Genomic DNA, 25,119 nt, shown 5'->3' with positions numbered 1-25,119 from the left:
GGCGTGAAGATCGAACGACAACGCCCGCTGCCGCTCGCGGGCGTCGTCATCGCGAAGAACGAGGCCGGGCGCATCGGCCGTTGCGTCGCGTCGCTCGCCGCCGTCTGCAGCGAAGTCTGGGTACTCGACTCGGGCTCCGTCGACGCCACGGCCGCGGAAGCGCAAGCGGCCGGCGCCCAGGTTCGGCAGCAGGATTGGCTTGGCTTCGCCGCGCAGAAGAATGCGGCGATCGCTTTGTCCACCCAGCCATGGGTGATCCTGCTCGACGCCGACGAATGGCTCGCTGATGGCGCGGCCGAGCGCCTTTGCGAACTCTTCGCGGGCGAGGTCGAGCAGGCCGACGTCTGGCAGCTGCTGCGGCGCACGCACTATCTCGGTGCCGTCCTGCGTTTCGGCGGCTGGGGCAACGAGAAGGTCAAGCGCCTGTTCCGCGCCGACCTGCGCTTCAAGCCCGGCCACGTGCACGAGAAGATGGATGTCGGCAGCCGCCGTGTGCGCACCTCCGGCGTGCGCATGGAGCACGACACGGCGCGCAGCGCAGCGGAATATCGCGCGAAGCTCGATCGCTATGCGCAACTGTTCGCCAAGCAGGCGCACGCGGAGGGACGAGGCGCGTCAGCGGTGGCGCCGGCGTTGCATGCGTTTGCCTACCTCGTGAAGAACGTGCTGCTGCGCGGCGGATTCCTTGATGGACCCGGTGCGTGGCGCTATCACGCCGAGCATGTGCGTTACGTGTGGGCCAAGTATCAGCGGCTGCGCGCGTTCAAATAGACGTATGTGGTAAGCCGGTCGTTCGTGCCCGGGTCTGAGTCGAACGGCGCGCGTGCGGATTCCCCGTGGCGTCGACTTCGCTCGCTGCGCAAGCTGCGCTCGACGCGAACGGCCGGATGGAGGTCGCGAATGGCTGGAAGGAAGAATCCGTTCACCCTGAGCGCAGGTCCGCAGGACCGGAGTCGAAGGGCGTGCAGGCGGATTCACCGCGAGCGTTTCGACTACGCTCGCTGCGCAAGCTGCGCTCGACGCGAGCGGCCGAATGGAGGTCGCGAATGGCTGGAAGGAAGGATCCGTTCACCCTGAGCGCAGGTCCGCAGCACGGAGTCGAAGGGCGTGCAGGCGGATTCGCCGTGAGCGTTTCGACTTCGCTCGCTGCGCGAGCTGCGCTCAACGCGAACGGAGCCTGTAGGGGCGGTACGCGCGCAACGTGTGCAGCCGTTCTCACCCTCACCTTCAGCCAACTTCACTCCGCAACATTGCACTCCGCCAGATGCGTGTCGATGCCGTACGGCGTCCACGCGGCCCGGTTCGCACGCGTTTCGGCGCGGATGCGGTCATTCTTCTCGCGCATCTCCGGTTTCATGTATCCGCGCTTGTGCTCGAGGTGCACGCAGATCGCCGAGTAGCGGATCGTCTTGCCACGGATGCCGAGGTTGTTGAGGCGCTCGCCGAGTTCGAGGTCCTGGCCGCCGTACTGCATGCGCTCGTCCCATCCGTTCACGCGCACGACATCGTCCTTCCACGCGGACGCATTGTGGCCGTGCAGGCGAGGCTTGACGGGGGTTATCGCATCGAGCAGGCGACGCTGCCATTCGCGTTTCACGCGCAGCTTGAGCGTGTGGCGCTCGAGCCCGTTGGCGGCGAGCCAGTCGTAGTCGGTCGCGCGACCGGCGAGGATGTCCTCGCGCGTGATCCGTTGCGAGAGGCCGAGCGGCAGCTTCGAGTACCCGCCGGTGAGGTAACGACCGCGCTCGCGCAGGTCGAGGTGGCGCGCGACGAAATCCGCGCGCGGGATGCAGTCGCCGTCGGTGAAGACGAGGTAGTCCGACTCGGCGAGCAGGATCGCCCGGTTCATGCCCTTGCACTTCTGGTAACCCTCGTCGGGTTGCCAGAAGTGACGCAGGCGATACGGCATCTGCGGGCGCAGCGCGTCGATGCGCGCGCGCGTGTCGTCGCGCGAACCATCATCGACGACGATCACTTCGAACGCCTTGTGCGTCTGCGTCGCGTAGCCCCACAGCACCCATTCGAGCCACTGCGGCTCGTTGTAGGTCGCAAACAGCACCGAGACATCCGGCTTCGACATCGCACGCGGCTTCCAGATCGGGATGTGCGATTTTAGCCCACGCAGGACCTCGGGGGCTCAGCCGGGCGTTCTGCTCGAATCGAAGCAGGGCATCGCCTTCCGGCGCTCCCACAAGAGCGGATTCTGTGGGAGCGGCGGAAGGCGCGATGCTCTGCATTCCCGCGCTCCCATAGCGGGAGGGCGGAATCGTCGAGGATTACTGCTCGAAGCCGTTCGCGAAGATCGTATCGCCCGCGCTGAGTTCGACCACGTAGCCGGTCGTGCCACCGTGCACGTCGAGGCGCCAGCCCGAATTGAACGTCTCGTTCGCGTCGCTCTGCGTGGTCCAGTCGAGCGCAGTCAAGGTCGCGTTCGCCGGCGAGATCACGCGGATCTTGAGTTGTCCGGCCGTCGCGGTGAGACCGTTGATGACCGGATGCACCGGCGTGTTCACCTGGAACGTCGCCGTGGTGCCGGCGCCGAGTGCGAACGCGTCGCTGACGGTCAGCTTGCGATTCGCGAAATCGAGCGTGCGCTGCCACGAGGTGACCGATGCATCACCGTCGTAGGCCGGCGTGAGGTTCGCCACGGCGTGGACGGAGCCGCCGGCGCCCGGCGTCACCGTCATCGACGACGTCGTGCCTTCGTGCTGGGGAATGGTCGTGCCGTTGTGGTCGAAGCGTACGACGTTGTTGGTATCGGTGCCCTGCTGGATGCCACTGTGCGTCCACATGTTCTCGGTCGCTGCGAGCCAGTCACCCTGGAACAGCGTGAACGCGCCCTGTTCCTGGTGCGCGTGGCTCTGCACGTACGGTCCGGCCGAGAACGCGAGCCACATCGCACCGGTGTCCCAGCCGGTGCGCGCGAACAGCTGGCCGGTGCCGGTCGCGTGGTAGACGAGCTGCGCCGGTGGGGTTCCGGCCGGCCCGGCGGGCAGCAGGTTGTGGCGCGCGTTGAACCCACTCTCCATGTCCTGGTCGGAGATGTTGTGCAACCACCACGACGCGTTCGCCTGCGCGGTCGCATCCGTGGTCACCTTGCGCGCTTCCAGCACGAGGTGGCGGTGGTAATCGTAGATGACCGGCTCGGACACGCGCGCCTGGTCGCCGATCGGCGCGACGCGGTCGAGCGTCGGCACGGTCGAATGGATCCACCACGCGATGCTGTCCTTGACGTGCGCATTCAAATTGCCCACATCGGCTGCCATCGAGTCGTGCCAGATGCGATAGAGCATGAACAGCGTACCGTGCGACAGGCCATACGCGGTCCCTTCCTGGCTGCCGCCACCCGGGATCGTCGCGGTGTAGGCAAGCTGTTCCGGCCACTTGTCGTTGGTCAGCAGGTTCTTCCAGGTCGCGCTGTTGGACGCAAGGCCCCAGTACATCGTCGCGCGCAGGAAACTGTAGTGGTAGTTGTTCGCCGGATCGTCGACACCCCAGCCCGGCCAAGGATGCGAGTGCCCGCCCCATTGCGCCTGGTTGTTGTTCCAGACGTTCCATACCGCCTGTTCCGCATACGCGGCCCAGCGCGTGTGCTGGGTCGGCGAGACGTGCGTCGCGCACCAGTCGTAGGTGAGCGCGACGTCCTCGATCAGCGGGCCGACGTCGAGGTACTGGTCACCCGCGATCGGCGGGGCATCGCCGTTGGCAATTGCGGCCTCGGCCTCGGTGACCTGTGCATCGACGGTCTGCACGGCCAGCGTCGCGTACTGCGCCTGGCCGGTGATCTTGTACATGTAGGCGGCGTCGGCTGCGGAGAAACCGTAGGGGTTCTGGCCGGCAATCTGCGCATCCACGAATGCCTTGAAGCGCTGGAACTCGGGAGATGCCTGGCTGACGTAGGACAGGTCGACGACGATCGCCGCTTGTGCCGAGCCTGCGGACAGCAACGTGGCCAGCGCGGCGCGGCGCCAGCCATGGATGGTGGATCTCATGTGCAACTCCCCCGATGCGATGCGGGCGCATCCTACGCTGCAGAACGCCGAAGTATTGCGAAATGCGACACGCGCGCCGTATACGGGGGTGTCCGGCTCCGCGTCAGAGCGCCTTGCCGTCGAAGTGCTTGACCGGCACCTTCGACAGATCCAGGTCCTCGATGCAGCGCAGGTTGATCGCCGCCATCGGCTCGCCCTGCTTGTTCTTCGCCTCGGCATAGGGATGGATTCCGCACTCGGGGCAGAAGCGATGCTTGATCGCGTGCTTGTTGAACTCGTAGGTCTTCGCCCCGTCTTCCGGCGTCTTGAGGCGCAGGTTCTCGCGCGGCACGAACCACAGCAGCGACGCCTTGCGCGAGCAGATGGAGCAGTTGCAGGCGAGCCCGCTGTCGATCTCGCCGTCGACTTCGAAGGCGACGTTTCCGCAGTGGCAGCTTCCGGTGTAGGTGGTCATCGTCGTGATCCTTATAGGTATCGGCAGTGGAAGGGCGCGTTGCCGGAGCGGCGACAATCTATCGCGTCATTCGTGAAAGGACGAGTAACAAGGTCGTCGCGAATCGCCCGCGCCGCGATCGCGGCAGGATGGCGCCGCGTATCCGGCCGGGCGTCAGCCGCCCTGCAGGCTGCCGATTTCCGGCGGAACGCTGATGCGCACCCATCGCACCGGCAGCGCCGGATTGGCGTTGATGACGCCGTGGATGGCCGTGGCGATACTCGTGCATTCGCTGCAGATCGGCGACAGGTACTGCACGAACAGCAGGCCGCCCGCGGGCGCGCGAAACAACAGCGGATCGCGCAGCATCGATGCCTGCGAGCAGGCGTCCAGCCATGGAACCCGGTAATAACCGCCACCAGAGACTTCACCCCAGTACGCCTCGCGCTCGACCTTGCGGAACGCAGGGGCCATGAGCATCCGGGCGAGTGGGTGCCCTTCAGTCACGTTCACGCCGTGGTCGTCGTAGACATAGAGCAACGGGATGACCTCGCTGGTCGCGGGACGCGCGATCGCCGTGAGTTCCACCAGCTTTCCCGTAGCCGCGGGGCCGTGCGTCGCGGGCGCGGGGGCATCACCTCCACTCGGCACCCGCTGGTCGCCCGGTACGCCGCTGCACGATTTCGGGAGCACTCCGCGCTCCACGCTCGCGCATGCCCCGAGCAAGGTTGCGATCCAGAAAGCCAGGCATGGCAGCGTGCATGTGCGCATGAATCCGACCATCGGGCGACGAAGATCCATCATCGATGAGCTGGCGCAGCCGTTCGCGTGGCGCCTCCTTTCAACCGCAACCGGATCAGGTTCTCGGTGATCCGCAGCACGTCCTGGATATCGGCGAACGATGTGGTCGGATCGTTGTTGTAGTCCATCAGCCGATGGTCGTAATTCCGGTCGGCCGCGATCTCGTCGATGACGAAGCGGACTTCCTGCAGCGCGGCGCCGCGATGCTCGAATGTCTTTCCGACCTCGGTGGTCGCCGTCTCGAGCGCGCAATACAGGCTAAGCGTCTTCGCGCCGTCGGGACACTTGCGGTTGTCGGCGCGATTCCATTTCGACGGCGACGCCAGCAACGCGCGAGCACGCTGCACGATCTGCAGATCCGCCTGGGTCATCGGAGGCCTTGCGTCCGGATTGTCGACGACAGCCGGGGGAGGCGTGGATTGCTGTGCGATGGCGGCCCATGGCAAGAGCAGGGCGGCGATTGCGATCAGAACGAGCGCATTGGGTGTCGCCGTATTCTTGATCATCGTGCAGCTCCGTATTGTCCAGAAACGGATTGCCATCCCAGCGCGTTCGGCGCAAATCAGGCCGCGCCCCCGTCTTCGAATCCCACCGCGAGCGACTTGCCCACGGGCACGGCTTGCCACTGCGCCGTCAGATCCAGTATCCGCCGCCGCACCGCGCCGATATCGTCTTCGCCGACGTTCAGCGGCTCGCATTGGCGCGCCTTGCAGGTGACCTGGTAGAGGTCGAGCATGTCGGCGGGTGCGGTATTCCAGCCTGACCAGCCGTCGGCCTGGAACACTTCGACGAGGCGCTCGACACCGTCACTCTCGGCCTCGGCCTGCATCTGGAACGTGGCCGCTTCGCCTTCGAGCACGCGCCCGACGAAACCGCGCTTGTGCAGCATGCTCTCGACCGCGTAGTGCACCATGTCGTGCGGAATGATGCCTTGCTTCGGACACTCGATGCTTTCGGACACGACGTCGTCGCGCATCACATCCATTCGGTCGTGCTTGCCGGAGCCTTTGGTGAAGACGAGATGCATGGAATGTGTCATGGCGATGTGGAAGAGAAAAAGGGGCGAAGGAATTATTCGGCCGCTTGCGAGCAGTCAGGCCACAACGGCTGCATTGGTCTGGGCGACGCTGCGAATCCGATCCGCAAGCGCGCGACCATCTGCTGAAGGAAACTCGGCGTCGAGGCTCTCGGCGATCGAGACGAACGCACTGCAGATCGCCGCGCGGCGCGCTGGTGCATCGAGCTGGTAGTAGCCGTTGCCGATCGTGAGTTCGTACATCTTCTGCGACTGGCCGGAGCGGGAGCCGACGAGCTTTTTCTGCGGCTGTACGGTGATGGGGCTGCTCGACGGCTTCGTGTGGTCCAATGCCTCGATATATATGCCGAGTGCGTGGAACGGAAGCGATGGCATCTGTAGCAACTTCAAATGGGTTTGCAGCACGTACATTGCCGTGCCTTCCCTGATGAAGAAGTCATTGATGGCCGAGGCCGCGGCGAGACCCTCTGACCGCCCCGAGATGATCAGTTCCATAAGGCAATCCACTTGCTTGCTTGGAGTCAGCTCAGTCGACGTAGCCGGCGACCATCACGCGCTTGCCGTGCACGAGCTGTTCGTAGCCGTCGGCGGGCGGCGGCACGAGCTCGACGCGCGAGAAGCCGACCTTGCGCATGATCCAGAACAGCGCTTCGAGGCTTGGCACGAGGCAGATGCCGGTCGTGCTCGCTTCAGGCCCGTGGGTATCGTCGGTTTCGTCGATGATGCCGAACGAACCCTTGAGCGGACGCACGAAGCGGTAGCTGCCGTAGTCGACCATGCCGCTCATGCCGGGCACGACCTGCGTTTCGACGACGCACATGTGGCGCGTGAGCGCGCGCGCCTGGCGCAGGGCGCCGATCGGGTTCTCGAGGTGGTAGATGAGGCCGAGCATGAGCACGAGGTCGAACTGGCCGAGGCCGCGCTGGTCGAGCGCGTGCACGTCCGATTGCAGCACAGAGAGCTTCGACAGGCCGAGCGTGTCGCGCACGAAGGTGGTGTCGGCGACGTGTTCGGTGCGCGCGTCGACGGCGAGCACGCGGTCGGCGTTCCACTCCAGCAGCTTGGTCGAGAACCAGCCTTGGTGGCAGGCGATGTCGATCGCATCATGGCCGGCGAGCGAGGGGCCGAAGCGCTGCTCGACGACCTGCTTCAGCATCGCGAGGCGGCTCTCGTGGATCTGGTCGAGCGCGCCGCCGTCGTAGGTGTTCGTGATGCGCCCGCTCGGCAGCTTGAAGCGGTAGAACCAGGTCTTGTCGAGGAGGCGTTGTTCGTCGGCGCTCATGGGAGGATCGGTCACAGGGAAGGCGGCGATTCTAGCAGGCCGGTGGATGCCTCTCGCCCGCCTGCGCGATCACCTCCCCCGTTTGGAGGAATGCGGTCACCTCTCCCGCTTGCGGGAGAGGTCGCGCCGCAGGCGCGGGTGAGGGGAAGCGTGCGAAGGCATCCTATGGTGCTGTCCTTGTCGGCCGCTACGCATTCCTCAGGCCACTTCAAACGCTTTCGCACGCTTCCCCTCACCCCAACCGTCTCCCGCAAGCGGGAGAGGGGGAACACCGCGCAAGCGGGAGGAGATCGCGCGTGGAGGAATCGCGCTACTGCGCCGGTTGCAGCTGCGACGGCAACGCCTTCAGGCCCATCGCCTTGCGGTAGCGCGCATACAGCGCTTGCACCTTGACCACGTATTCCTGCGTCTCCGCATACGGCGGTACACCGGAATATTGCGCGACCGCGCCGACGCCGGCGTTGTAGGCGGCGGCGGCGAGCGTGCGGTCGCCTTCGTAGCGCGTGTCGAGTGACTTCAGCAATTTCGCGCCGGCGAGGATCGACTCCTTCGCGGAGAACGGGTCCTTCACACCGTAGTCGGAGATCGTTTCCGGCATCAGCTGCATCACGCCGCGCGCGCCCTTGTCGGACAGGGCGTGGTCATCGAAGTAGCTCTCGGCGTGTGCGATCGCGCGCAGCCAGGCTTCATCGACGCCGGTCTTCTTCGCGACGGCCTTGAACTCGCGCGGGAACGCATCCATTCGCGGCGCACCGACCTTGCCGAGTCCGGCATGCGCGGGTGAACCGGCCGGTGTCGCCACGCTGAAGCCGAGCACGCGCGTCGAGCCGGGCAGGTTGCGCGTGCTGTATACGGTCTTGCCGTCCTGCGTGCGCTGGTACAGCGTGCCCTGGAACACACCCATCGCGCCCCACAGGTTTGGCAATGCGGCGGCGTTGTCGTCGAGTTCCCTGGCGAAGCACTGCGAGCCGGGCTCCGGCGCGGTCGCGAGACTGACGGTGCCGTCGCGCACGCAGCGATAGACGGTACGCGCGGACACCGCCGACGTGCAGCTGGCGAGCAGCAGGGCAGGGAGCAGGCGCAGGATCATCGCGGCGATTGTATAGCGCGTCCCTGCGGAACCAGCGGAGCATCTGCCGGAACAGCGAGCGCCCCGTGCGCGCAGGGGCGCATCCGTAGGCGGCAGGAGCGCCTTCAGGCGCGATGCTGTTCAGCCCCGGCCCTCACGCCGTTTCGAATCCGTTCTTGAAGATCTGGTCGAAGTTTTCCGGCGGCAGGTCGGGGCCCTGGAAGATGCCGAGCGGGGAATAGCCGCTGTAGCCGGGGAACGCGTAGTAGATGTTCGGGTTCCCCATGCGACGAACCAGCGCCTCCGAAATCACGCGCCGGTAATCGGTGGTGACCGCGACATCGGTGCCTTCGTACAGCGCGCTGCCCGCAAGTCCGGGGAAGCTGCCGTACACGGTTCCGCCGTTGACCGCCCCGCCGAGCGCGATCATCACGTTGCCGTAGCCGTGGTCGGTGCCGCTGTTCGCGTTTTCGAGCACGCGCCGGCCGAATTCGCTCACCACGATCACGCTCACGCGTTGCATCAGGTTCCCCGACGCGTCGCTGGAAAGGTCGGTGTAGAACGCGGAAAGGCCGTCTGAAAGGCTCGATACCTGGTTGCCGAACCAGTCGTAGCTGTTGGCCGGGTTGCCCTGGCCGACATGCGTGTCCCAGTTGCCGAGGTCGATCGTGACTGCGCGCAAGCCGAGGTTGAGCTTGATCATCTGCGCGATGTTGCGCAGCTGGTCGCCGAAGCCACCGTTGTACGCGAGTGTGTAGTTGGCGCCGCCCGATGGCTGGTAGCCGTTCGGATGGCTGCTAGCGTTGTACGGATTGAAGTCGATCGGGCGCAGCAGGGCGAGCGAGCCGAGTGTTTCCACGCCGGCGCGTTCGAGCTGGGTGGCGTTGCCTGCCCACAACGCGTTCATGCGCTGGACGCCGCCGACGAGGCCGTGCGCGGCGTCGTCGTTCTGCCACGACCAGTGGAAGGTGTCGAGACGGAAGTCGGAGCCGCTGTTCATCGTGATGGCATCGCTGCTGCCGAGCAGGCTGTTCGCGGTGATGCTGCCCATCGACACCGCCGGCAGCTGCACGTTTGCTGGCAGCCCGCCGCTCACGAGATGACGGGTGAGCCAGCCGATGCCGTTGCCACCACCGCCGACGCCGAATTCGAGGTTGGACTGTGCCTCGAAATGGCTGCGCACGATCGGGTTCGGGCGCACCTGGCCGGCGGCGACGACGAACGCCGCGTGTCCGGCCTGATACAGGTTGCGCAGGCCCGACGCGCGTGGATGCAATGCCCATGTGGTTCCATTCAGCGCGAGCGCGGCTCCGGTCCCGCTGAGCGGCACGCCCGTGTTCGGGCGCGCCACCTCGTAGTCGGCGCGGTACGGGCTGGATGCTCCGGGCGGCAGCAGGCTGAGGCCATCCATTGCGCCGCGCAGGAACACGACGACGAGCGTGTCGTTGGTCGCGGTCGCCGGCAACAGTTGCGGCGGCGTGAACCAGGCATGGGCACGGCTGCCGCTGCCTGCGGCGACGGCGCTGACGCAGCAGCCCTTGAGGAAGTCGCGGCGATTGAATGCGGTCATGGCGTCCTCAGCGGCGCAGGAAATCAGGCGAACACAGGATCAGGCCGATCGCGACTCGCAGGCGCGCGATGGTGTAGTGCTGCGACAGGGTGTTGGGTGGATTGAAATGCCATATCCCGACATGCTGCGGCTGGCCGGCGTCGGTGCTGTCACTGGTCAAGTCGAGCGGTGCCGTGGCTGCCGCCTCCTGGCGCAGGAGATCGAGCGCGATGCCATACGTCGGTTGCGGGCGCTGGCCGAGCAGGCGGTCGCACCAGTAGCCGATGATGTTCGCCGCCGTGCGGTCGGTCGCATTGGGGAATGCGGCAAGGGTCTGTGCCTGCACATCCGCGAGAAACGGCTGTGCATTGTTGTAGCTTTCGACCTGATGCATTTCGAGCAGTCGCGGGAGCAACTTCAAAGTGAGCCCGAGCGTCCCGGTGCACGACCATGCGGCCTGCGTGTCCGGATACCCGTTCGGGGCCGGCCAGTAGAACAGGCGCTGGCCGGCGGCCTGCAGGCGGCCGATCAGTTCCTCGGTCGGGGTGTAGGTCGTCGTGTTGTCCGGCACCGGCGTGAAATCGGCGCCGAGCGCGCGCAACGCGCTGACGACGCTGGTCGCCGGCCGTTTCATCTTGGTACCCCAGGTGGTCTTGAATTCGTCCGATTGCAGGACCAGTGCGACCACCTGGCGCAGTTGGTCCGGCGCCTGCGACTGCTGGTGGAACACGTCGGCGGCCGCCTGCACCAGTGCGGTCGACGGCGAATCGCCGACGAAGCGGCGGCAGATCTTGCCGGCGACGAAGTGCGCGGTGCCCGGATGCTGCGCGAGCATGTCGAACAGGAACGTGCCGTCACCCTGTCCCTGGTACGGCGTGAAGTACTGGGCGAGGATGTGCTTGGTCGACTGGTCGTGGCGCGGATCGTCGTAGGTGAACGTGCCGAGCGGCGCGGTACCGACCTGGCCCCACCAGTTGGAACCGGAAATGGTCCAGCCGCTGAGCGCGCGCGCGGCCTCGTAGACGTCGTCGTCGACGTAGCGCAAGCGCTCCTCTTCGCCGTTCCAGGCAGTGAAGTGACCGAGCAGGTTCATGTTCGCGAAGCTGTCCGGATTCGACACGATGCCGGCGTAGTTCTCCGCGCCGAGCGTGTGCAGTTCCATCAGCTCGCGCGCGTAGTTCTCGTTCGGATGCCCGGCGACGCTGCTGTACAGGTCGAGCATGTACATCATCGAGGCGGATTCGCACGTTTCCTGCAGCATCGTGCGGAAGTTGCCGAACACATGCGGGCGGATCGCGTCGCGATCGAACGCGGGGAACATCGGGCCGCCGTCGTAGTCCCAGCCGAACACGCTGAAGTGGTCGTGCCAGAACTCGGTCATGACCTCGAACAGCTGGCGCTTGCTGTACATGCGCCGGATCAGGGTCGCGCACTCGGTCTCGGCGATCGGCAGCATGCGCTGGAAATAGTTGCTGCCGCCGACGGCCTCGCGCGCGGCCCATAGCTGCGCGGCGGTCTTGTTCAGTGTGGTGAAGGCGGCGCTGGCGAGGCGAGCGTCACAGGCGCTGTCGACGATCGCCGCAGGGTTGAGTTGTTGCGCAAGCCACGCAGCCCAGCGCGCCTCGTCGGTCGCGCCGAGCGCGATGAACGCCACGTGCTCGGCGGTGCTGAAACCACAGGTGGCACGGCTCAGCCAGCGCACCGCGGGCGGCGGGAAGGTCAGCGCATCAGGGCTTGCGGGCAGGTCCTGGTCCAGCAACCCGTCGCGGCCCGCGCGGCGCAGCGACAGGCGTGGATCGGTCGGGGATGCGCCCACGCTCGCGAACAGCGCGTTGAACAAGCGTCGTTTGGCGACAAAGGCGTCGCTTGCGGCGGCAGTGGCCATGGATGGCTCCGGCGAAATCGTGACGATGGAATAGCATGATTATTCACGTTCTGCCATCGCACTCTGTGATCGCGCCCTCAGCCCTCAAATCACAACGGGCTCCGGCTCCAGTTCGACGCCGAACCGATCGCGTACCGCCGCCCGCACGCGTTCTGCGAACGCCCACAGCTGCGCGCCGCTGGCGTTGCCGTGGTTGACCAGCACCAGCGCGTGCTGGGCGGCGATGCCGGCGTCACCGTCACGCAGGCCCTTGAACCCGCAGGCCTCGATCAGCCACGCCGCGGACAACTTGCTTCGATCGCCTGCGGGCCATGCCGGCAGCCCGGGATGCTTCGCGAGCAGGGCATCGGCCTGCGCCGTATCGACCAGCGGATTCTTGAAGAAACTGCCGGCGTTGCCGAGCAGTGCGGGATTGGGCAGCTTGCGCGTGCGGATCCGGGCGATCGCCTCGGCGACGCTTGGCGCGGAGGGCATGGCTACGCCCATCGCCGCGAGTTCTTCGCGCACGCCGGCGTAGTCGATGCGCAGCGCACGCGTTCGCGGCAACGCGAACTCGACCGCCGTGACCACATAGCGATCACGATCTCGCTTGAACAGCGAGTCGCGGTAGGCGAAGGCACAGTCGGCATTCGACAGCATCACCAGTTGGCCTGCATGGCGGTCCCAGACCTCGACCGCCGCGATGAATTCGCGTACTTCGGTGCCGTACGCGCCGATGTTCTGGATCGGCGCAGCGCCGACCGTGCCGGGAATAAGCACGAGGTTTTCGAGACCGACATAACCGTGCGCGAGCGACCAGCGCACGAAGTCGTTCCAGTTCTCGCCGCCTTCGACGCGGATCCGCGCATGATCGTCCTCGTCATCCACCACACGAATGCCGAGCGCGGCGATCGATAGCGCGACGCCCGGCCAGTCGCGCGTGAACAGGATGTTGCTGCCTTCGCCGAGCACGAGCAGCGGCTGCGTGCGCAGCATCGCGTAGCCGAACAATTCGCCGAGAGCCGCGGGCCTGCGTACGTCGATGAGCAGATTCGCGCGCGCCGCGACATGCAGCGTGTTGCGACCCTTGAGGGATGCGTTCTCGACGATGGTGTAGCCGTCGCCGCTGGCGATCGCCGCGCCGACGCGATACCCGCTCACGCGCGTGCCCTGGCGGAACGCGTGCGCAAGGCTTCGACGCATTCACCGATCAGGGCCGGGCCGCGGAAGATCATGCCGCTGTAGAACTGCACCAGTGCAGCACCGGCGTCGAACTTGGCGACGGCGTCGGCGCCGCGCACGATGCCCCCGACGCCGACGAGCGGGATGGAATCCCCGAGTCGTTCGTGCATGCCGTGCAGCACGGCGGTCGATTTCGCGAATACCGGTTTGCCGGACAGGCCGCCAGGCTCGGCTGCGTGGCGGTGGCCGGCGACGCCCGTGCGGTCAACGGTGGTGTTGGTGCAGATCACGCCGTCGATGCGCGCGGCGCTCAGCACGCTCGCGATCGAGTCGAGTTCCGCATCCGAGAGGTCCGGCGCGATCTTCAGCAGCATCGGCTTGCGCGCGCCGCATTTCGCGCCGAGGCGTTCCTGCGCTTCGCGCAGCGTACCGATGAAGCGCTTGAGGGTTTCCTCCTCCTGCAGGTCGCGCAGGCCCTGCGTGTTCGGGGAGGAGATGTTCACGGTGACGTAGCTGGCGCGCGCGTACACTCGTTCGAGGCAGTGCAGGTAGTCGTCGATCGCGCGTTCGTTCGGCGTGTCCTTGTTCTTGCCGATGTTGATGCCGAGCACGCCGCCGTAGCGCGCGCGTTCGACGTTGCGCACCAGTGCATCCACGCCGCCGTTGTTGAAGCCGAGACGGTTGATGATCGCTTCGTGCTCGGGCAGGCGGAACATGCGCGGCTTCGGGTTGCCGGCCTGCGCCCGCGGGGTCGTCGTGCCTACCTCGATGAAGCCGAAGCCGAGCGAGGCGAGTGCGTCGACGTGCGCACCATTCTTGTCGAGCCCGGCGGCGAGGCCGACCGGATTGTCGAAGCGCAGCCCGAGCGTGTCGAGCGGCAGTGGCTTGGGTTTCGCCGCGAGCAGCGGATTCGTGCCGGTGCGGTACGCGGTCTCGATCGCGGCGAGGCCTAGATCATGCGCGCGCTCGGCGTCGAGGCAGAAAAGCAATGGGCGGGCGAGCGCGTACAAGGTCAGTGCGCGTGTGCGGCGAAGAACGCGAGGCCGCCGAGAAAGAGCATGACCATCATCACGGCGAGGATACACAGGACCAGGTGCACCCAGCCGAGGATCAGGCCGGCGAGCGCCATGCCGTCCCCTTCGATCGTGCCGGGCGGTGCGCGGCGGATCTCGCCACGCGCCGAATGCCCGCAGATGACCGCGGCGAGCGCGCCAATGAACGGCAGGGCGACCCAGCAGACGATGCCGAATACCAGGCTCAGCACGGCCATCGTGCTGGTGCGCGCAGGAATGGAGTTCATCGGGAATCCGAAGCGGAAGGTGACTGCGCAAGCGTAGTCAGATGCGCGCGGCGGATCAACGACGCTGCCGACGCCGGGAGCGCCTCGGCCCGGTCGTCAGCGCATCGCGCCCTCCGGCAGCGGTGCGGGAAAGCGCACCACCGGACCCTGCGGTGCGACGCCGGGCGCCAGCGCGACCGGTGCAGGCGCGCCGGCAGGGCCGAGTGACTGGACGTAGGCGAGCAGGGCGTCGAGGTCGTCGTCGCTCATCGCGTTGAGCGCCCAGTACGGCATCGGTGGACGCGCCTTGAGGGCACGTGCGTAGACGCGAAATGATGGCGCATCCATCCCGGCCAGCTGCAGGCGCAGGTTGGGTGCATAGGTGGTGCCCCACGGCCCGTTCCAGCCGAGCGTGTCCCCGAGCAGCCATTGCGATTGCGCCACCTTGCCGCCGCTCGGGGCGAAGCCGGCGGTGTGGCAGTCGTTGCAGCCGCCGATCGTGACGAGGTAGCGCCCGCGCTGGAGCGTGCCGTCGGCACCCGGCGTGGCAGTGGCGCGCTGGCCGAGCACGGCGCCGGTCAGCAGCGCGATCGCTGCGAGAAGCAGCAGAGTCTTGTACATGGCGATGATCCGATGGCGCTCGCGATCGAGCGCCTTCAGTGATCAAGTACGTACAGGAGGGATGGTTCCTATCACAGTGCGCAGCCGCCCAGGGGCGCGCGCAGGATGCGCGCGCGTTTGCCGTCAGTGCGGGTATGCAAGATCAGAATTCGAACTTGATGCCCTGAGCCAGCGGCAGCGAATCGGAATAGTTGATCGTGTTGGTCTGGCGGCGCATGTAGGCCTTCCAGGCATCCGAGCCGGATTCGCGGCCGCCGCCGGTGTCCTTCTCGCCGCCGAACGCGCCGCCGATCTCGGCGCCGCTGGTGCCGATGTTGACGTTGGCGATGCCGCAGTCGGAACCGGCGGCCGACAGGAACGCCTCGGCCGCCTTCAGGTTCTGCGTGAAGATCGACGAGGACAGGCCCTGCGGTACGCCGTTCTGCATTGCGATCGCCTGGTCGAGCGTCTTGTATTTCATCACGTACAGGATTGGCGCGAACGTCTCGTGCTGCACCACCTCATCGCTGTTGTTGAGGCCGGTGACGATCGCCGGCAACACGAAGTTGCCCTTGCGGTCGATCACAGTGCCGCCGGTCTCGACCTTGCCGCCGCTGGCCTTCGCCTTCTCGATCGAGGCGAGGAACTGCTGCACGGCAGCCTGGCTGTTCAGCGGGCCCATCAGGTTCGCGGCGTCGGTCGGATCGCCGATCTTGCCTTCGACCTGCTTGTACGCCTTGATCAGCGTTGCCAGCACGTTGTCGTAGATCGATTCGTGCACGATCAGGCGCCGCGTGGTGGTGCAGCGCTGGCCGGCGGTGCCGACCGCGCCGAACACGATGCCGGGGATCGCCAGCTTCAGGTCGGCGGTCTCGTCGAGGATGATCGCGTTGTTGCCGCCGAGCTCGAGCAGCGAACGACCGAGGCGGCGCGCGACGCGCTCGCCGACCGCGCGGCCGACCTGGGTCGAGCCGGTGAAGCTGATCAGCGGAACGCGCGGATCGTCGACGAACTGCTGCGCCAGTTCGATGCCGGCGTCATTGATCAGGAAGAAGATGTCCGGGAATCCTCCGGCCTTGAGCGCCTCGTTGCAGATCTTCATCGACGCGATCGCGGTCAGCGGCGTCTTGTTCGACGGCTTCCAGATGCAGATGTCGCCGCAGATCCCGGCGAGGAACGAATTCCACGCCCACACCGCGACCGGGAAGTTGAACGCGCTGATGATTCCCACCAGGCCGATCGGGTGGTACTGCTCGTACATGCGATGCCCCGGGCGCTCCGAATGCATCGTGTAGCCGTACAGCATGCGCGACTGGCCGACCGCAAAGTCGGCGATGTCGATCATCTCCTGCACTTCGCCGTCTCCTTCCGGCTTGCTCTTGCCCATCTCGAGCGCGACCAGCGAACCGAGCGCGTCCTTGTGCTTGCGCAGAGCGTCGCCGCACAGACGGATGGCCTCGCCACGGCGCGGCGCCGGCGTCGTGCGCCAGACCTGGAACGCAGCCTGCGCGCGCGTGACGACTTTCTCGTAGTCCGCCGTGCTGGAGGCGTGCACCTCGGCGATCACCTCGTTGGTGGTCGGATTGATCGACTGCAGCAGGCCGGCATCAGTCGTCTTCGACCACTCGCCGTTGCCGAGGTAGGTACCGGAATTGAGCGGGTCGAGGCCGAGGGCCTTGAGGATCTGCGCGGACATGGGAACGGCTCCAGTTTCAAATATGAGGTGCGCTGGCATGCGCGAAACCCGCGATTGTAGCAGGCCGCGGGCGGTGCCTGGCTTGGCCGTTCTCGCCGACCGCACCTGTCCTGGGCGAAGTCGAAGGGCGCGCAGCGTGGGCGTCGAAGGATTCGCCGGGCGTGTCAGCCGAAATGGAACGCCGAGACCGGTTTGCCGAAGATCGGCCCGGTCCACATGCGCCGGCCGGGATCGTTGCCCGCGGCACCGGCCACGACCATCAGCGGCAGCAGATGCTCGGCGCGCGGATGCGCGGCGAGCGCGGCCGGCAGGCTCTTCCAGCGGATCAATTGCGCCTCGCGTGCAGCCGGAACAGGGTCCAGCAGCGCCGCGGTCAAGGCCGTGTCGAATTGCTCCGCGTCGGCGACCACGCGTGCATCGGCGGCGAAGAACTCGCGCAGGTTGTGGTAGCTCATGCCGCTGCCGATGATCAGCACGCCCTCGTCGCGCAGCGGTTCCAGCGCCTTGCCGATTGCCAGATGCGCCGCCGGGTCGAGTCCGGCCTGCAGCGAAAGTTGGGTGGTCGGGATGTCGGCATCCGGCCACGCCAGCAGCAGGGGCACGAACACGCCGTGATCGTAGCCGCGCGCCGCATCCTCGTCGCAGTCGATGCCGGCGGACTGGAGCAGGTCACGCACCTTGGCGGCCAGTGGCGGCGATCCTGGCGCAGGCCAGGAAAGCTGGTACGTGTGCGCGGGAAAGCCGTAGTAGTCGAACAGCATGCCCGGCGCCGCGCCGCTGTTGACGGTCGGCCGCGGTGTTTCCCAATGTGCCGACACCACCAGCAGGGCACGCGGGCGTTCGCCGATCGACGCGGCGAGGCCACGCAGGTATGCGGCCATGCCGTCCCAGGTCTGCGGCGCCTGCGGCGGCGGGTCCATGAAGAAACACGGACCGCCGCCGTGCGGCAGGTACACGGTTGGCATGCGCCGGGCGGAGGCATTGCGGGCGGGGTTGTCGTCCATGGCCCGGCATATGGCGGTGAAGTGGTCCGGCTGCAAGGCTTGGAGCGGCGTTCGCGCGCACCGGATATGTAGGCCGCTCGCGCGCACGCCGCTACAATGCCCGGGTTTGCGGCCCCGTAGCTCAGCTGGATAGAGCGCGCCCCTCCTAAGGGCGAGGTCGCCCGTTCGAATCGGGCCGGGGTCGCCAGAATCCACGCGCGAGGCGCCGCCCGCGGTCATCGGAACGGACGGTTCGCGCATGTTGCACGGTCAGAAAATCGTCGTGGTGATGCCCGCGTACCACGCGGAGAAGACGCTTGCCGCATGCCACGCGGCGATTCCGCACGACGTCGTCGACTGCGTGCTGCTGGTCGACGACGCCAGCGATGATGCGACCGTCGCGGTGGCCGAATCACTCGGCATCCGCACGCACCGCCATCCTGCCAATCGCGGCTACGGCGGCAACCAGAAGACCTGCTATGCGCTCGCGCTGGAAGAGGGAGCCGACATCGTCGTGATGCTGCATCCGGATTACCAGTACGAACCGAAGCTGATCACCGCGATGGCCGCGATGATCGCCTCGGGTGTGTACGACGTGGTGATCGGCTCGCGCATCCTCGGCAATACCGCGATTGCCGGCGGCATGCCGTTGTACAAGTATGTGTTCAACCGTGCACTGACCGCGGTCGAGAACCTGTTGATCGGTTCCAAGCTGTCGGAGTTCCATTCCGGTTACCGTGCCTTCTCGCGCAGCGTGCTGGAAACGCTTCCGCTGGCCGCAAACTCCGACGACTTCGTGTTCGACAACCAGATGCTGGTGCAGGCGCATGCATTCGGCCAGCGCATCGGCGAGATTTCCTGCCCGACCAAGTATTTCCCCGAAGCGAGCGAGATCAATTTCCACCGCTCGGTCGTGTACGGGTTCGGCGTGCTCGGCACCGCACTGTCGTACCGTTTGTGGCGTTGGGGCGTGTGCTCGCCGCCGTTCCTACGCACGCTGCGCGACGCGAAGGTGAGTCGGACTTGAAGCCGCCACGCACGTCGACAGCGCGCGCAGCATGGCCGTGGTGGTTGCTGTCGCTGGCCGCGGTGCTGGCCGGCATTTTCCTGCGCGTGTCGCAACTGCGCTCGCAGATGCTCATCGACGACGAATGGCATGCGGTGCGCATGCTCATCCGCGCCGACATGTCCGCGATCGCCGACCATTTCGGAGTCGCCGATTACTGCATTCCACTCACGCTCTGGTATCGGTGGCTGTACGAGCAGTCGGCGCTGAGCGAATGGGCGATGCACCTGCCGCTGCTGGTCGCGGGGATTGCCCTGTTGCCGGTCGCGCCGTGGCTGCTGCGCTCAAGGCTTGCGTTGTCGACGCGCGCAATCTGGACCGGCCTGCTGGCGATTTCCCCGTCGCTGGTGTACTTCAGCCGCACCGCGCGACCGTACGCCTTGCTGGCCCTGTTCGGCGTCATCGCGTTCGTCGCGTTCCGCAACTGGCGTGAAGGCCGCGCCAACCGCCATGCATGGGCCGGCGCCTACATCGTCGTGACTTTCCTCGGCGGCTGGGCGCATTTGCTGTCGCTGGTGTTCACGCTGTGGCCGTTCGCGTATTACGGCTTCGGCGAGCTGCGTGCGTGTTTCGATCGCGACAGGCGGGCGCAGGCGTTGCGTTCGCTGCGGCAGTTGTTCGTGCTGGGATGGCTCGTCGCCGTGCCGCTCGCACTGGCGCTTGGTCCGCCCTTGCTCAACGACTGGAGCGCGATGGCGGGCAAGGCGGGTGCGAACAGTCCGACCCTGGAAAGCGTGTATCGCAGCGTGTTGATCCAGTTCGGCGTTGCCGACGCGTGGCTGTGCGCGATCATCGCCGCGCTGTTCGCAGCCGGTGTGTGGCGCTTGTGGCGGTCCGAGCGCGAGTTGACCGCGCTGGTGCTGTCGGCCGCGGTGGTCGGGGGCATCGTCGTGTGCGCGGCGCGTCCGGCCTGGATCCAGCATGCGGCGGTGCTCGTGCGCTATGCGGTACCGGTGCTGCCGTTCCTGCTGCTGTTCGTCGCCGAAGGAATCGCGGGCTTGTTCGAACGCTTGCGCGCGCAGCCTCTGGCCATGTTGCTGGCAACCGCGTGTCTCGCCGGCCTCGTCGTGTGCGGCCCGCTGCCGCGCTGGTATCACACGCCGAACCAGTTCATGGGACACGCGCTGTTCCAGTACGACTATGACCCGGCCGAGAACCCGTACGTCACCCTGCTGCAGCTCGGGCCGGTCTCGCCGTTCCTGCTTGACCTCGCGCGCAAACCACCCGCCAGCGTCACCCTGATCGAGACCCCGGCACGCGCGCACTCGAACTACATGCCCGATCCGTGGCTGCAGTCGATCCATCGGCAGAACGTGAAGTACGCGCTGGCATCGCCGGTGTGCGGCGCCGGCGAGTGGGACGAGTATCCGTACACCGCGACGGGCGACCACTTCAGCCGCATCGGGCGGCTCGCCGACATCCTCGACGGGGCGACCTGGGGCGCGGACTATCTGGTGATGCGCCTGCACCCCTGGACCGTGCCGCCCGGCAAGGACTTCCCCTGGCCGGTGGCATGGCCGGACATGCCGGCGTGCGTGGCGAAGGTCGTGTCGCGCCTGGGCCAACCCGCCTACGAAGACGACAGCATCGTGGTGTTCGCCCTGCGGCCACGCGCCGGAGGCGATCCGGCAGCGATTCACTGAGACGCGTGCGTGGACCACTCCGGGGCGGGTTTGAACGGAACAGTCGGGCCCGCGTGCAGCGCGCGTCGCCACGTTGCGAGCTTCGCTTCGATGCTCGGGGAGCTGGCGATTTGCGGCTCGGAATGTTCGACAGCCTTGCCTTCCGCGTGGCTCGCGTCGGCGGATTCCCATTCATCGACCGAGGCGCGAGCGAGGTCGAACGCTTCGCGCAGCGAGGTGGTCTTGTTCAGCGCTTCGGCGAGGAACGCCTTGCCGAAGTAGGTGATGTCGGAATCGGCGCCGCAGCCGAACGAGGTACGGTCCGCGCGTGCCGAGGTCATGACCATCGTCGAATCGTCGCGCAGGGCGTCGACGAAGCCGCCGGAATAGCAGGCGTTGACGACGATCACCTTCCAGCGCATCGCCGGCGTGGTTTTCAGCGCGTCGGCAATGTCGTCCGGGCCGATCTGGTTCAGCGGCAGCGGGTCGAGGTCGACCAGCAGCTGGTGGTCGTCCGATCCGTGCGTGCTCAAGTACAGCATCAGGATGTCTTCGGCCGGATCCATGCGGCCAGCGATCGCCTGCAGGGTGCGATGCAGGTTGGTCCAGTTCGCGAGCGGGCGCGTTGTCACGGTCTGCACATTGTTTTCGAGCACGACGACGTGTCCGTTTGCACCGAACCGCTTCGAAAAAAGATCCTCGACGTACTCGGCTTCGTTGCGGAACACGTCCTCCTGTGCGTCGCCGGCGAATGCGACCACGTAGAGATCCGGCTTGCCCGGGACTTGCGGCGCGAGTTTCGAGAGTGCCGCATCGAGCAGGGCGGGCTGCGCATACATCGCCTGCTCGGCATCGAAGTCGGCCTTGGCTTCGTCCTCCGCCGGCGTCGCAGGCGCAGCATCCGTTGCTTCGTCCGCGTCCACTATTTCCGCGGCGGATTCGACGGTGGTCGAAGCGGTGAGCAGCAGCGGCGATTGCGGCAACCACCACCACGCCGCCGCCGACACTGCGTACGCGAGCAATGCGCACGCGACCGCATGCGGCAGTCCTCGCGGCGCGAGCCAGTGCGCGAACGCGAGCAGGACGAGGAACCACCAGCTGCGCGAGACCAGTTCGAGCAACGTCGCAAGTACGACGTGATCGTTGCCGGCCAGCGCGGAAACCGCATGGCTGAGCGGCCAATGGATGACGAGCGCAGTCGCCACGGTTGCCGCGAGCAGCACGCTCGCGACGCCCCAGACTGCGCCACGCCTCCCCGCGAGCAGGGCGAGCATCCACGCCGCGACGAGGGTCAGCATCGAGTCGCACAGCACGGTCGGCACGCCCGCAGTGACGAACCGCCAGGGCGGGGGCGTGTCGAGCATGCCGATGCCGAGCGACACCATGAGGTACACCAGCAGCACGCCAACGAAGATATCGGCGCCGACGCTCATGGCCGCATCGCGCGGATGGCGGAACAGGGCGGCGCGCAGGCCGTCGATCAGGGTCGCAGGGAGTGAGTGCACGGGATACCGGGTCGGACGACGGAGTAACGCGAATCCGCGCCATTATCCTTGCGCGCGCGCTGGGTTTCACCCGTTCCGCGAAAGATCAGGTCTCGACGGAGTCGAAATCCGCGACGCAGCCGTGGGTGCCGACGCTCGGACAGGTCGAAGGCGGGCGCGCGATCTGCGTCGTGTGCAGGCCCGCTGCCGCCGCGGCGTCGAGCTCTTCCACGATGTCGGACAGGAACAGGATTTCCCCGGGCGCCGCACCGATGGCATGGGCGATGCGCCGGTACGATTCCGCTTCGCGCTTCGGGCCCGTTTCGGTATCGAAATAGCCGGAAAACAACGGGCCGAGGTCGCCTGCTTCGGTATGCGCGAAAAATAGTTTCTGCGCCGGCACGGAGCCGGAGGAGTACACGTACAGTCGCTTGCCCGCGGCATGCCACGCACCGAGGCGTGCGGCCACTTCCGGATAGACGTGCGCGCGATATTCGCCGCTGGCGTAACCGTCCTTCCAGATCATCCCCTGCAGTGCCTTCAGGGCGGTCGATTTGCGGTCGGCGTCGATCCACTCGATCAGCAGGTCGATCAGTTCCTGCTGGCCCGCCGACACCAGGCCCGCCTCCTTCGCCGCCTCGTGCAGCCAGTGCTGCACGTCGGGATCATCGGCATGGGTCACTACGAAGGCCGGGAGCCGCTCGCGCGCGTACGGGAACAGCACGTCCTTGACGAAGCGGATCGAGCTGGTGGTGCCTTCGATGTCGGTCAGGATGGTCGTGATCATTGGCGTGTGCCGCTAGTGCTGGAGCGGCCTCAGCCGCGATGCCTTCAGGGAGGTGCCGCGATCGCCGCCGTGGCTGCCGCTGTGCCTACGCAACATGTTCCGAGGGGTGTGCACGCGTCGCCTCGACGTTCGCCGCGTACGCGCCCTCGATCGCGCGCTTCGCATCCAGCGGTTCGGCGAGGCGCTGGAACACCATCGCGGTCTCGCCACGCCCGGTCAGCACCACGTCGCCGTAGCCGAACAGGCGCCCCCATGCGCTCTGGCGCAGGTCGATCGTTTCGATCGACGCCAGCCGCAGTTCGGTCGTCTCGCGGCTCATGATGCCGGTCTTGCGCACCACGCGCCGGTTCGTCACGCCCTGTTCGATCGAGCGCAGGCGGATCCATTCGTAGATCGCAGCCAGCAGGGCGAGGCCGAACGTCGGGATCGCCAGCAGCAGGAACACGATCAGGCGCCACCTCGCGGTCCAGTGCAGGTCGAAGTGCGCGACGATGGTTTCGCCTGCGGCCAGCGATTCGTCGAGGTAGCCCATCTCAAGTCGCTCCGGCCGAGGGATGCGGCGCCATGCGCGGGAAGCGCTCCGCAATATCGTCGCCGGTGAATTCGGCGACCCAGCCTTCCTTGTTGGTGAACAGGCGGATCGCGATGAAGTACGGCGATTCGCTCATGTCGAACCAGTGGCGCGTGCGGTCGGGCACGCCGATCAGGTCGCCGCTCTCGCACAGTACCTCGTAGACCTTGCCTTCGATGTGCAGGGTGAACTGGCCGGCGCCCGCGACGAAGAAGCGCACTTCGTCCTCGCTGTGGGTGTGCTCGTTTAGGAATTTCTGGCGGAACGCCGCGCGGTCGGGGTTGTCCGGGCGCAGGCTGATCACGTCGACCGCCTGGTAGCCTTCTTCGCGCATGAGGCGGTCGATGTCGCTGCGATAGGCGGCGATCACCTCGTCCTGACTGGCGCCGGGCACGACCGGCTGCGAGGCTTCCCATTGCTCGAACCGCACGCCGACCTTCGCGAGTTCGCGCGTGATGTCGGCGTGTTCCGCATGCGTCGAGCGCGGTACATCGGCGATGGTGTCGTCGTAGATGCGCAGTCGGCTCACGAGGCGGTTCCTTTGAGGCGCAGCAGGTCGAGTTCGCAATTGAGCAGGAATTCGAACGCCTCCAGGTGGCGGCGCGTTTCCGGCATGTCACGTCCCCATGTGTAGATGCCGTGGCCGTCGATCAAGTAGCCGTGCAGCGGTTTGCCGGCGTCCAGCCAGGCATCGACCTGGCGCACCAGCACATGCATGTCCTGCGTATTCGGGAAAACCGGCAGGTCGAGCACGCTTTCGTGGGTGGTGTAACCGGCGATCGCCTTCTGCAGCTCCCAGCCTTCGAAACGGACGAGGCCCTGCGCCGCGTACAGCCGGGACGCGACCGACTGCGCGCGCGAATGGGTATGCAGCACCGCGCCTGCGTCGGCGAAGCGGCGGTAGATCTGGGTATGCAGTGCGGTTTCAGCCGAGGGGCGGGCCGTGGTGCCGACCGCGTGGCCATCAAGGTCGACGACCATGATGTCGTCGATGCCGAGCCGACCCTTGTCGCGCCCGGAGATCGTGACAGCGGCGTGCGCGGAATCGACTCGCATGGAAAAATTGCTGCTGGTCGCGGGCGTCCAGCCGAGTGCGCCGAGTTCGCGTCCGGCCGTGGCGATCTCACCGGCACAGCGTTCCAGGCGACGACGGTCGATGACTTCAGTGGCGATGATCGGTTCTCCGGCAACCCGCGGCGACGATTCCGCCTACTATACCGAAGGCGTGTGAACGGTCCTGTTCACGGACTGATCATCGGCCGCGAGCTACCGTCTGGCGGCAGACCTGCGGTCGAGGCGCGCAGGAGCGTGCCGCACGGTGTCGGGCGCGCTAAGCTGCGCGGCGCCGTGGGGCAAATCACCGTGCCCGGACGAGGGCACCCAATCAACGAAGGAGTGGACCCATGTCGGACCCAGCCAACCGCCAGGCCAGACGTCGTTTCCTGAAGATTGCCGTAGTCGGCGCTGCAATGGCGCCGGTTGCAGCGAGCCTGCTGCCGCGCATCGCGCGAGCGGACACCCCGCATGTCGATCCAAAGGACCCAACGGCGGCTGCCCTCGGATACACCGAGGACGCGGCGACCGCGAAGGGCGATCCGTCGTACAAGCCCAACTCGAACTGCGCGAACTGCAATTTCTTCAAGGGCCACTCGGAAATGGCCTATGGCCCGTGCGACCTGTTCCCGGGCAAGGACGTGAATGCCAAGGGCTGGTGCAGGAGCTGGACCGCGAAAGCCTGATCCTGTTCGGGTATTCCCGGTGCCTGATGATGGCACCGGGAACCGCCAACGCCATCCGGGCCGCGGAAATCTCGGCATCTGAGA

General features: G+C 66.5%; 27 protein-coding genes and 1 tRNA gene. 6 read left to right on the top strand and 22 right to left on the bottom strand.

The window, feature by feature from the left end:
• The first annotated feature begins 3 nt into the window (after positions 1–3).
• Positions 4–771: a glycosyltransferase family 2 protein gene (locus ACILRJ_RS06550; RefSeq protein WP_395681578.1), complete on the top strand. Its 768-nt coding sequence runs from the start codon at positions 4–6 to the stop codon at positions 769–771.
• Between the two features lie 466 nt (positions 772–1,237).
• On the opposite strand, the gene ACILRJ_RS06545 is transcribed toward ACILRJ_RS06550, so the two are convergent.
• The 17 genes from ACILRJ_RS06545 to ACILRJ_RS06465 all read right to left on the bottom strand — a co-directional run bounded on the left by ACILRJ_RS06545 (position 1,238) and on the right by ACILRJ_RS06465 (position 17,787).
• Positions 1,238–2,080, bottom strand: coding sequence for a glycosyltransferase family 2 protein (locus ACILRJ_RS06545; RefSeq protein WP_395681576.1), 843 nt, complete (start codon positions 2,078–2,080; stop codon positions 1,238–1,240).
• A gap of 196 nt (positions 2,081–2,276) precedes the next feature.
• Entirely contained in the window at positions 2,277–3,992 is a 1,716-nt protein-coding gene (locus tag ACILRJ_RS06540) for a hypothetical protein (protein WP_395681574.1), read from the bottom strand.
• A 103-nt stretch (positions 3,993–4,095) separates the two neighbouring features.
• A complete protein-coding gene (locus ACILRJ_RS06535) occupies positions 4,096–4,446 on the bottom strand; it encodes a GFA family protein (protein ID WP_395681572.1) in 351 nt (116 codons plus the stop codon).
• A gap of 153 nt (positions 4,447–4,599) precedes the next feature.
• Positions 4,600–5,013, bottom strand: a complete 414-nt coding sequence (locus tag ACILRJ_RS06530) for a hypothetical protein (RefSeq protein WP_395681570.1) — start codon at positions 5,011–5,013, stop codon at positions 4,600–4,602.
• Between the two features lie 212 nt (positions 5,014–5,225).
• On the bottom strand, positions 5,226–5,852 hold the full coding sequence (locus tag ACILRJ_RS06525) for a hypothetical protein (protein ID WP_395681568.1): 627 nt from the start codon (positions 5,850–5,852) through the stop codon (positions 5,226–5,228).
• Positions 5,789–6,253, bottom strand: a complete 465-nt coding sequence (locus tag ACILRJ_RS06520; RefSeq protein ID WP_395681566.1) for a hypothetical protein — start codon at positions 6,251–6,253, stop codon at positions 5,789–5,791. The genes ACILRJ_RS06525 and ACILRJ_RS06520 overlap by 64 nt, the downstream gene beginning before the upstream one ends.
• A gap of 66 nt (positions 6,254–6,319) precedes the next feature.
• Positions 6,320–6,757 carry a hypothetical protein gene (locus tag ACILRJ_RS06515; protein WP_395681565.1) on the bottom strand — a complete coding sequence of 146 codons (438 nt, stop codon included), beginning with the start codon at positions 6,755–6,757 and terminating at the stop codon, positions 6,320–6,322.
• 31 nt (positions 6,758–6,788) lie between these two features.
• Entirely contained in the window at positions 6,789–7,544 is a 756-nt protein-coding gene (locus ACILRJ_RS06510; RefSeq protein ID WP_395681563.1) for a class I SAM-dependent methyltransferase, read from the bottom strand.
• A 310-nt stretch (positions 7,545–7,854) separates the two neighbouring features.
• Positions 7,855–8,634 (bottom strand): lytic transglycosylase domain-containing protein, encoded by a 780-nt coding sequence (locus tag ACILRJ_RS06505; protein ID WP_395681561.1) that lies wholly within the window; start codon positions 8,632–8,634, stop codon positions 7,855–7,857.
• 133 nt (positions 8,635–8,767) lie between these two features.
• Positions 8,768–10,183 (bottom strand): DUF1501 domain-containing protein, encoded by a 1,416-nt coding sequence (locus tag ACILRJ_RS06500; protein WP_395681559.1) that lies wholly within the window; start codon positions 10,181–10,183, stop codon positions 8,768–8,770.
• 7 nt (positions 10,184–10,190) lie between these two features.
• Positions 10,191–12,047 carry a DUF1800 domain-containing protein gene (locus ACILRJ_RS06495; RefSeq protein ID WP_395681557.1) on the bottom strand — a complete coding sequence of 619 codons (1,857 nt, stop codon included), beginning with the start codon at positions 12,045–12,047 and terminating at the stop codon, positions 10,191–10,193.
• A gap of 84 nt (positions 12,048–12,131) precedes the next feature.
• Complete coding sequence (gene murB / locus ACILRJ_RS06490) at positions 12,132–13,229, bottom strand: UDP-N-acetylmuramate dehydrogenase (protein ID WP_395681555.1); 1,098 nt, start codon at positions 13,227–13,229, stop codon at positions 12,132–12,134.
• Positions 13,184–14,218 (bottom strand): quinone-dependent dihydroorotate dehydrogenase, encoded by a 1,035-nt coding sequence (locus ACILRJ_RS06485; protein ID WP_395681553.1) that lies wholly within the window; start codon positions 14,216–14,218, stop codon positions 13,184–13,186. The genes murB and ACILRJ_RS06485 overlap by 46 nt, the downstream gene beginning before the upstream one ends.
• A 2-nt stretch (positions 14,219–14,220) precedes the next feature.
• Positions 14,221–14,508: a DUF4190 domain-containing protein gene (locus ACILRJ_RS06480; protein ID WP_395681551.1), complete on the bottom strand. Its 288-nt coding sequence runs from the start codon at positions 14,506–14,508 to the stop codon at positions 14,221–14,223.
• 96 nt (positions 14,509–14,604) lie between these two features.
• Entirely contained in the window at positions 14,605–15,108 is a 504-nt protein-coding gene (locus ACILRJ_RS06475; RefSeq protein ID WP_395681549.1) for a c-type cytochrome, read from the bottom strand.
• 142 nt (positions 15,109–15,250) lie between these two features.
• Positions 15,251–16,783 (bottom strand): aldehyde dehydrogenase family protein, encoded by a 1,533-nt coding sequence (locus ACILRJ_RS06470; RefSeq protein WP_395681547.1) that lies wholly within the window; start codon positions 16,781–16,783, stop codon positions 15,251–15,253.
• A 164-nt stretch (positions 16,784–16,947) separates the two neighbouring features.
• Complete coding sequence (locus ACILRJ_RS06465; protein WP_395681545.1) at positions 16,948–17,787, bottom strand: DODA-type extradiol aromatic ring-opening family dioxygenase; 840 nt, start codon at positions 17,785–17,787, stop codon at positions 16,948–16,950.
• Between the two features lie 110 nt (positions 17,788–17,897).
• Between ACILRJ_RS06465 and ACILRJ_RS06460 the strand changes: the two genes are divergently transcribed.
• The 3 genes from ACILRJ_RS06460 (at position 17,898) to ACILRJ_RS06450 (ending at position 20,475) form a co-directional block, all read left to right on the top strand.
• Positions 17,898–17,974 (top strand) — tRNA-Arg (locus tag ACILRJ_RS06460).
• 51 nt (positions 17,975–18,025) lie between these two features.
• Positions 18,026–18,793, top strand: coding sequence for a glycosyltransferase family 2 protein (locus ACILRJ_RS06455; protein WP_395681543.1), 768 nt, complete (start codon positions 18,026–18,028; stop codon positions 18,791–18,793).
• Positions 18,790–20,475 (top strand): hypothetical protein, encoded by a 1,686-nt coding sequence (locus ACILRJ_RS06450; RefSeq protein ID WP_395681541.1) that lies wholly within the window; start codon positions 18,790–18,792, stop codon positions 20,473–20,475. Before ACILRJ_RS06455 ends, ACILRJ_RS06450 begins: the two co-directional genes overlap by 4 nt.
• Here ACILRJ_RS06450 and ACILRJ_RS06445 read toward each other — a convergent pair.
• The 5 genes from ACILRJ_RS06445 to ACILRJ_RS06425 all read right to left on the bottom strand — a co-directional run bounded on the left by ACILRJ_RS06445 (position 20,469) and on the right by ACILRJ_RS06425 (position 24,418).
• Complete coding sequence (locus tag ACILRJ_RS06445) at positions 20,469–21,959, bottom strand: C13 family peptidase (RefSeq protein ID WP_395681539.1); 1,491 nt, start codon at positions 21,957–21,959, stop codon at positions 20,469–20,471. The two genes, ACILRJ_RS06450 and ACILRJ_RS06445, sit on opposite strands and share 7 nt — an antisense overlap.
• Before the next feature lie 85 nt (positions 21,960–22,044).
• Positions 22,045–22,725: an acireductone synthase gene (gene mtnC / locus ACILRJ_RS06440; protein WP_395681537.1), complete on the bottom strand. Its 681-nt coding sequence runs from the start codon at positions 22,723–22,725 to the stop codon at positions 22,045–22,047.
• A gap of 85 nt (positions 22,726–22,810) precedes the next feature.
• The gene (locus ACILRJ_RS06435; protein WP_395681535.1) at positions 22,811–23,257 is read right to left on the bottom strand and encodes a PH domain-containing protein; all 447 of its coding nucleotides are present in this window, start codon (positions 23,255–23,257) and stop codon (positions 22,811–22,813) included.
• A 1-nt stretch (position 23,258) separates the two neighbouring features.
• Complete coding sequence (locus tag ACILRJ_RS06430; RefSeq protein ID WP_395681533.1) at positions 23,259–23,825, bottom strand: 1,2-dihydroxy-3-keto-5-methylthiopentene dioxygenase; 567 nt, start codon at positions 23,823–23,825, stop codon at positions 23,259–23,261.
• Positions 23,822–24,418, bottom strand: a complete 597-nt coding sequence (locus ACILRJ_RS06425) for a methylthioribulose 1-phosphate dehydratase (RefSeq protein ID WP_395682062.1) — start codon at positions 24,416–24,418, stop codon at positions 23,822–23,824. Before ACILRJ_RS06425 ends, ACILRJ_RS06430 begins: the two co-directional genes overlap by 4 nt.
• Between ACILRJ_RS06425 and ACILRJ_RS06420 the strand changes: the two genes are divergently transcribed.
• Positions 24,351–24,527, top strand: a complete 177-nt coding sequence (locus ACILRJ_RS06420) for a hypothetical protein (RefSeq protein WP_395681531.1) — start codon at positions 24,351–24,353, stop codon at positions 24,525–24,527. The two genes, ACILRJ_RS06425 and ACILRJ_RS06420, sit on opposite strands and share 68 nt — an antisense overlap.
• Positions 24,528–24,699: 172 nt before the next feature.
• A complete protein-coding gene (locus ACILRJ_RS06415; RefSeq protein WP_395681529.1) occupies positions 24,700–25,035 on the top strand; it encodes a high-potential iron-sulfur protein in 336 nt (111 codons plus the stop codon).
• Positions 25,036–25,119: the final 84 nt, after the last annotated feature.

Source organism: Dokdonella sp. (genome assembly GCF_044227025.1).
Classification (GTDB): domain Bacteria; phylum Pseudomonadota; class Gammaproteobacteria; order Xanthomonadales; family Rhodanobacteraceae; genus Dokdonella_A.
Note: the sequence above shows the minus strand (reverse complement) of the source record. Positions and strands in the feature narration are given on the sequence as shown.

Coding starts and splice junctions, on each gene's coding strand:
- murB (WP_395681555.1), bottom strand. CDS start 13,229: ATGCGTCGAAGCCTTGCGCACGCGTTCCGCCAGGGCACGCGCGTGAGC.
- ACILRJ_RS06505 (WP_395681561.1), bottom strand. CDS start 8,634: ATGATCCTGCGCCTGCTCCCTGCCCTGCTGCTCGCCAGCTGCACGTCG.
- ACILRJ_RS06465 (WP_395681545.1), bottom strand. CDS start 17,787: ATGGACGACAACCCCGCCCGCAATGCCTCCGCCCGGCGCATGCCAACC.
- ACILRJ_RS06520 (WP_395681566.1), bottom strand. CDS start 6,253: ATGCATCTCGTCTTCACCAAAGGCTCCGGCAAGCACGACCGAATGGAT.
- ACILRJ_RS06515 (WP_395681565.1), bottom strand. CDS start 6,757: ATGGAACTGATCATCTCGGGGCGGTCAGAGGGTCTCGCCGCGGCCTCG.
- ACILRJ_RS06535 (WP_395681572.1), bottom strand. CDS start 4,446: ATGACCACCTACACCGGAAGCTGCCACTGCGGAAACGTCGCCTTCGAA.
- ACILRJ_RS06510 (WP_395681563.1), bottom strand. CDS start 7,544: ATGAGCGCCGACGAACAACGCCTCCTCGACAAGACCTGGTTCTACCGC.
- ACILRJ_RS06540 (WP_395681574.1), bottom strand. CDS start 3,992: ATGAGATCCACCATCCATGGCTGGCGCCGCGCCGCGCTGGCCACGTTG.
- ACILRJ_RS06480 (WP_395681551.1), bottom strand. CDS start 14,508: ATGAACTCCATTCCTGCGCGCACCAGCACGATGGCCGTGCTGAGCCTG.
- ACILRJ_RS06500 (WP_395681559.1), bottom strand. CDS start 10,183: ATGACCGCATTCAATCGCCGCGACTTCCTCAAGGGCTGCTGCGTCAGC.
- ACILRJ_RS06420 (WP_395681531.1), top strand. CDS start 24,351: ATGGAAAAATTGCTGCTGGTCGCGGGCGTCCAGCCGAGTGCGCCGAGT.
- ACILRJ_RS06455 (WP_395681543.1), top strand. CDS start 18,026: ATGTTGCACGGTCAGAAAATCGTCGTGGTGATGCCCGCGTACCACGCG.
- ACILRJ_RS06415 (WP_395681529.1), top strand. CDS start 24,700: ATGTCGGACCCAGCCAACCGCCAGGCCAGACGTCGTTTCCTGAAGATT.
- ACILRJ_RS06470 (WP_395681547.1), bottom strand. CDS start 16,783: ATGTCCGCGCAGATCCTCAAGGCCCTCGGCCTCGACCCGCTCAATTCC.
- ACILRJ_RS06495 (WP_395681557.1), bottom strand. CDS start 12,047: ATGGCCACTGCCGCCGCAAGCGACGCCTTTGTCGCCAAACGACGCTTG.
- ACILRJ_RS06475 (WP_395681549.1), bottom strand. CDS start 15,108: ATGTACAAGACTCTGCTGCTTCTCGCAGCGATCGCGCTGCTGACCGGC.
- mtnC (WP_395681537.1), bottom strand. CDS start 22,725: ATGATCACGACCATCCTGACCGACATCGAAGGCACCACCAGCTCGATC.
- ACILRJ_RS06545 (WP_395681576.1), bottom strand. CDS start 2,080: ATGTCGAAGCCGGATGTCTCGGTGCTGTTTGCGACCTACAACGAGCCG.
- ACILRJ_RS06435 (WP_395681535.1), bottom strand. CDS start 23,257: ATGGGCTACCTCGACGAATCGCTGGCCGCAGGCGAAACCATCGTCGCG.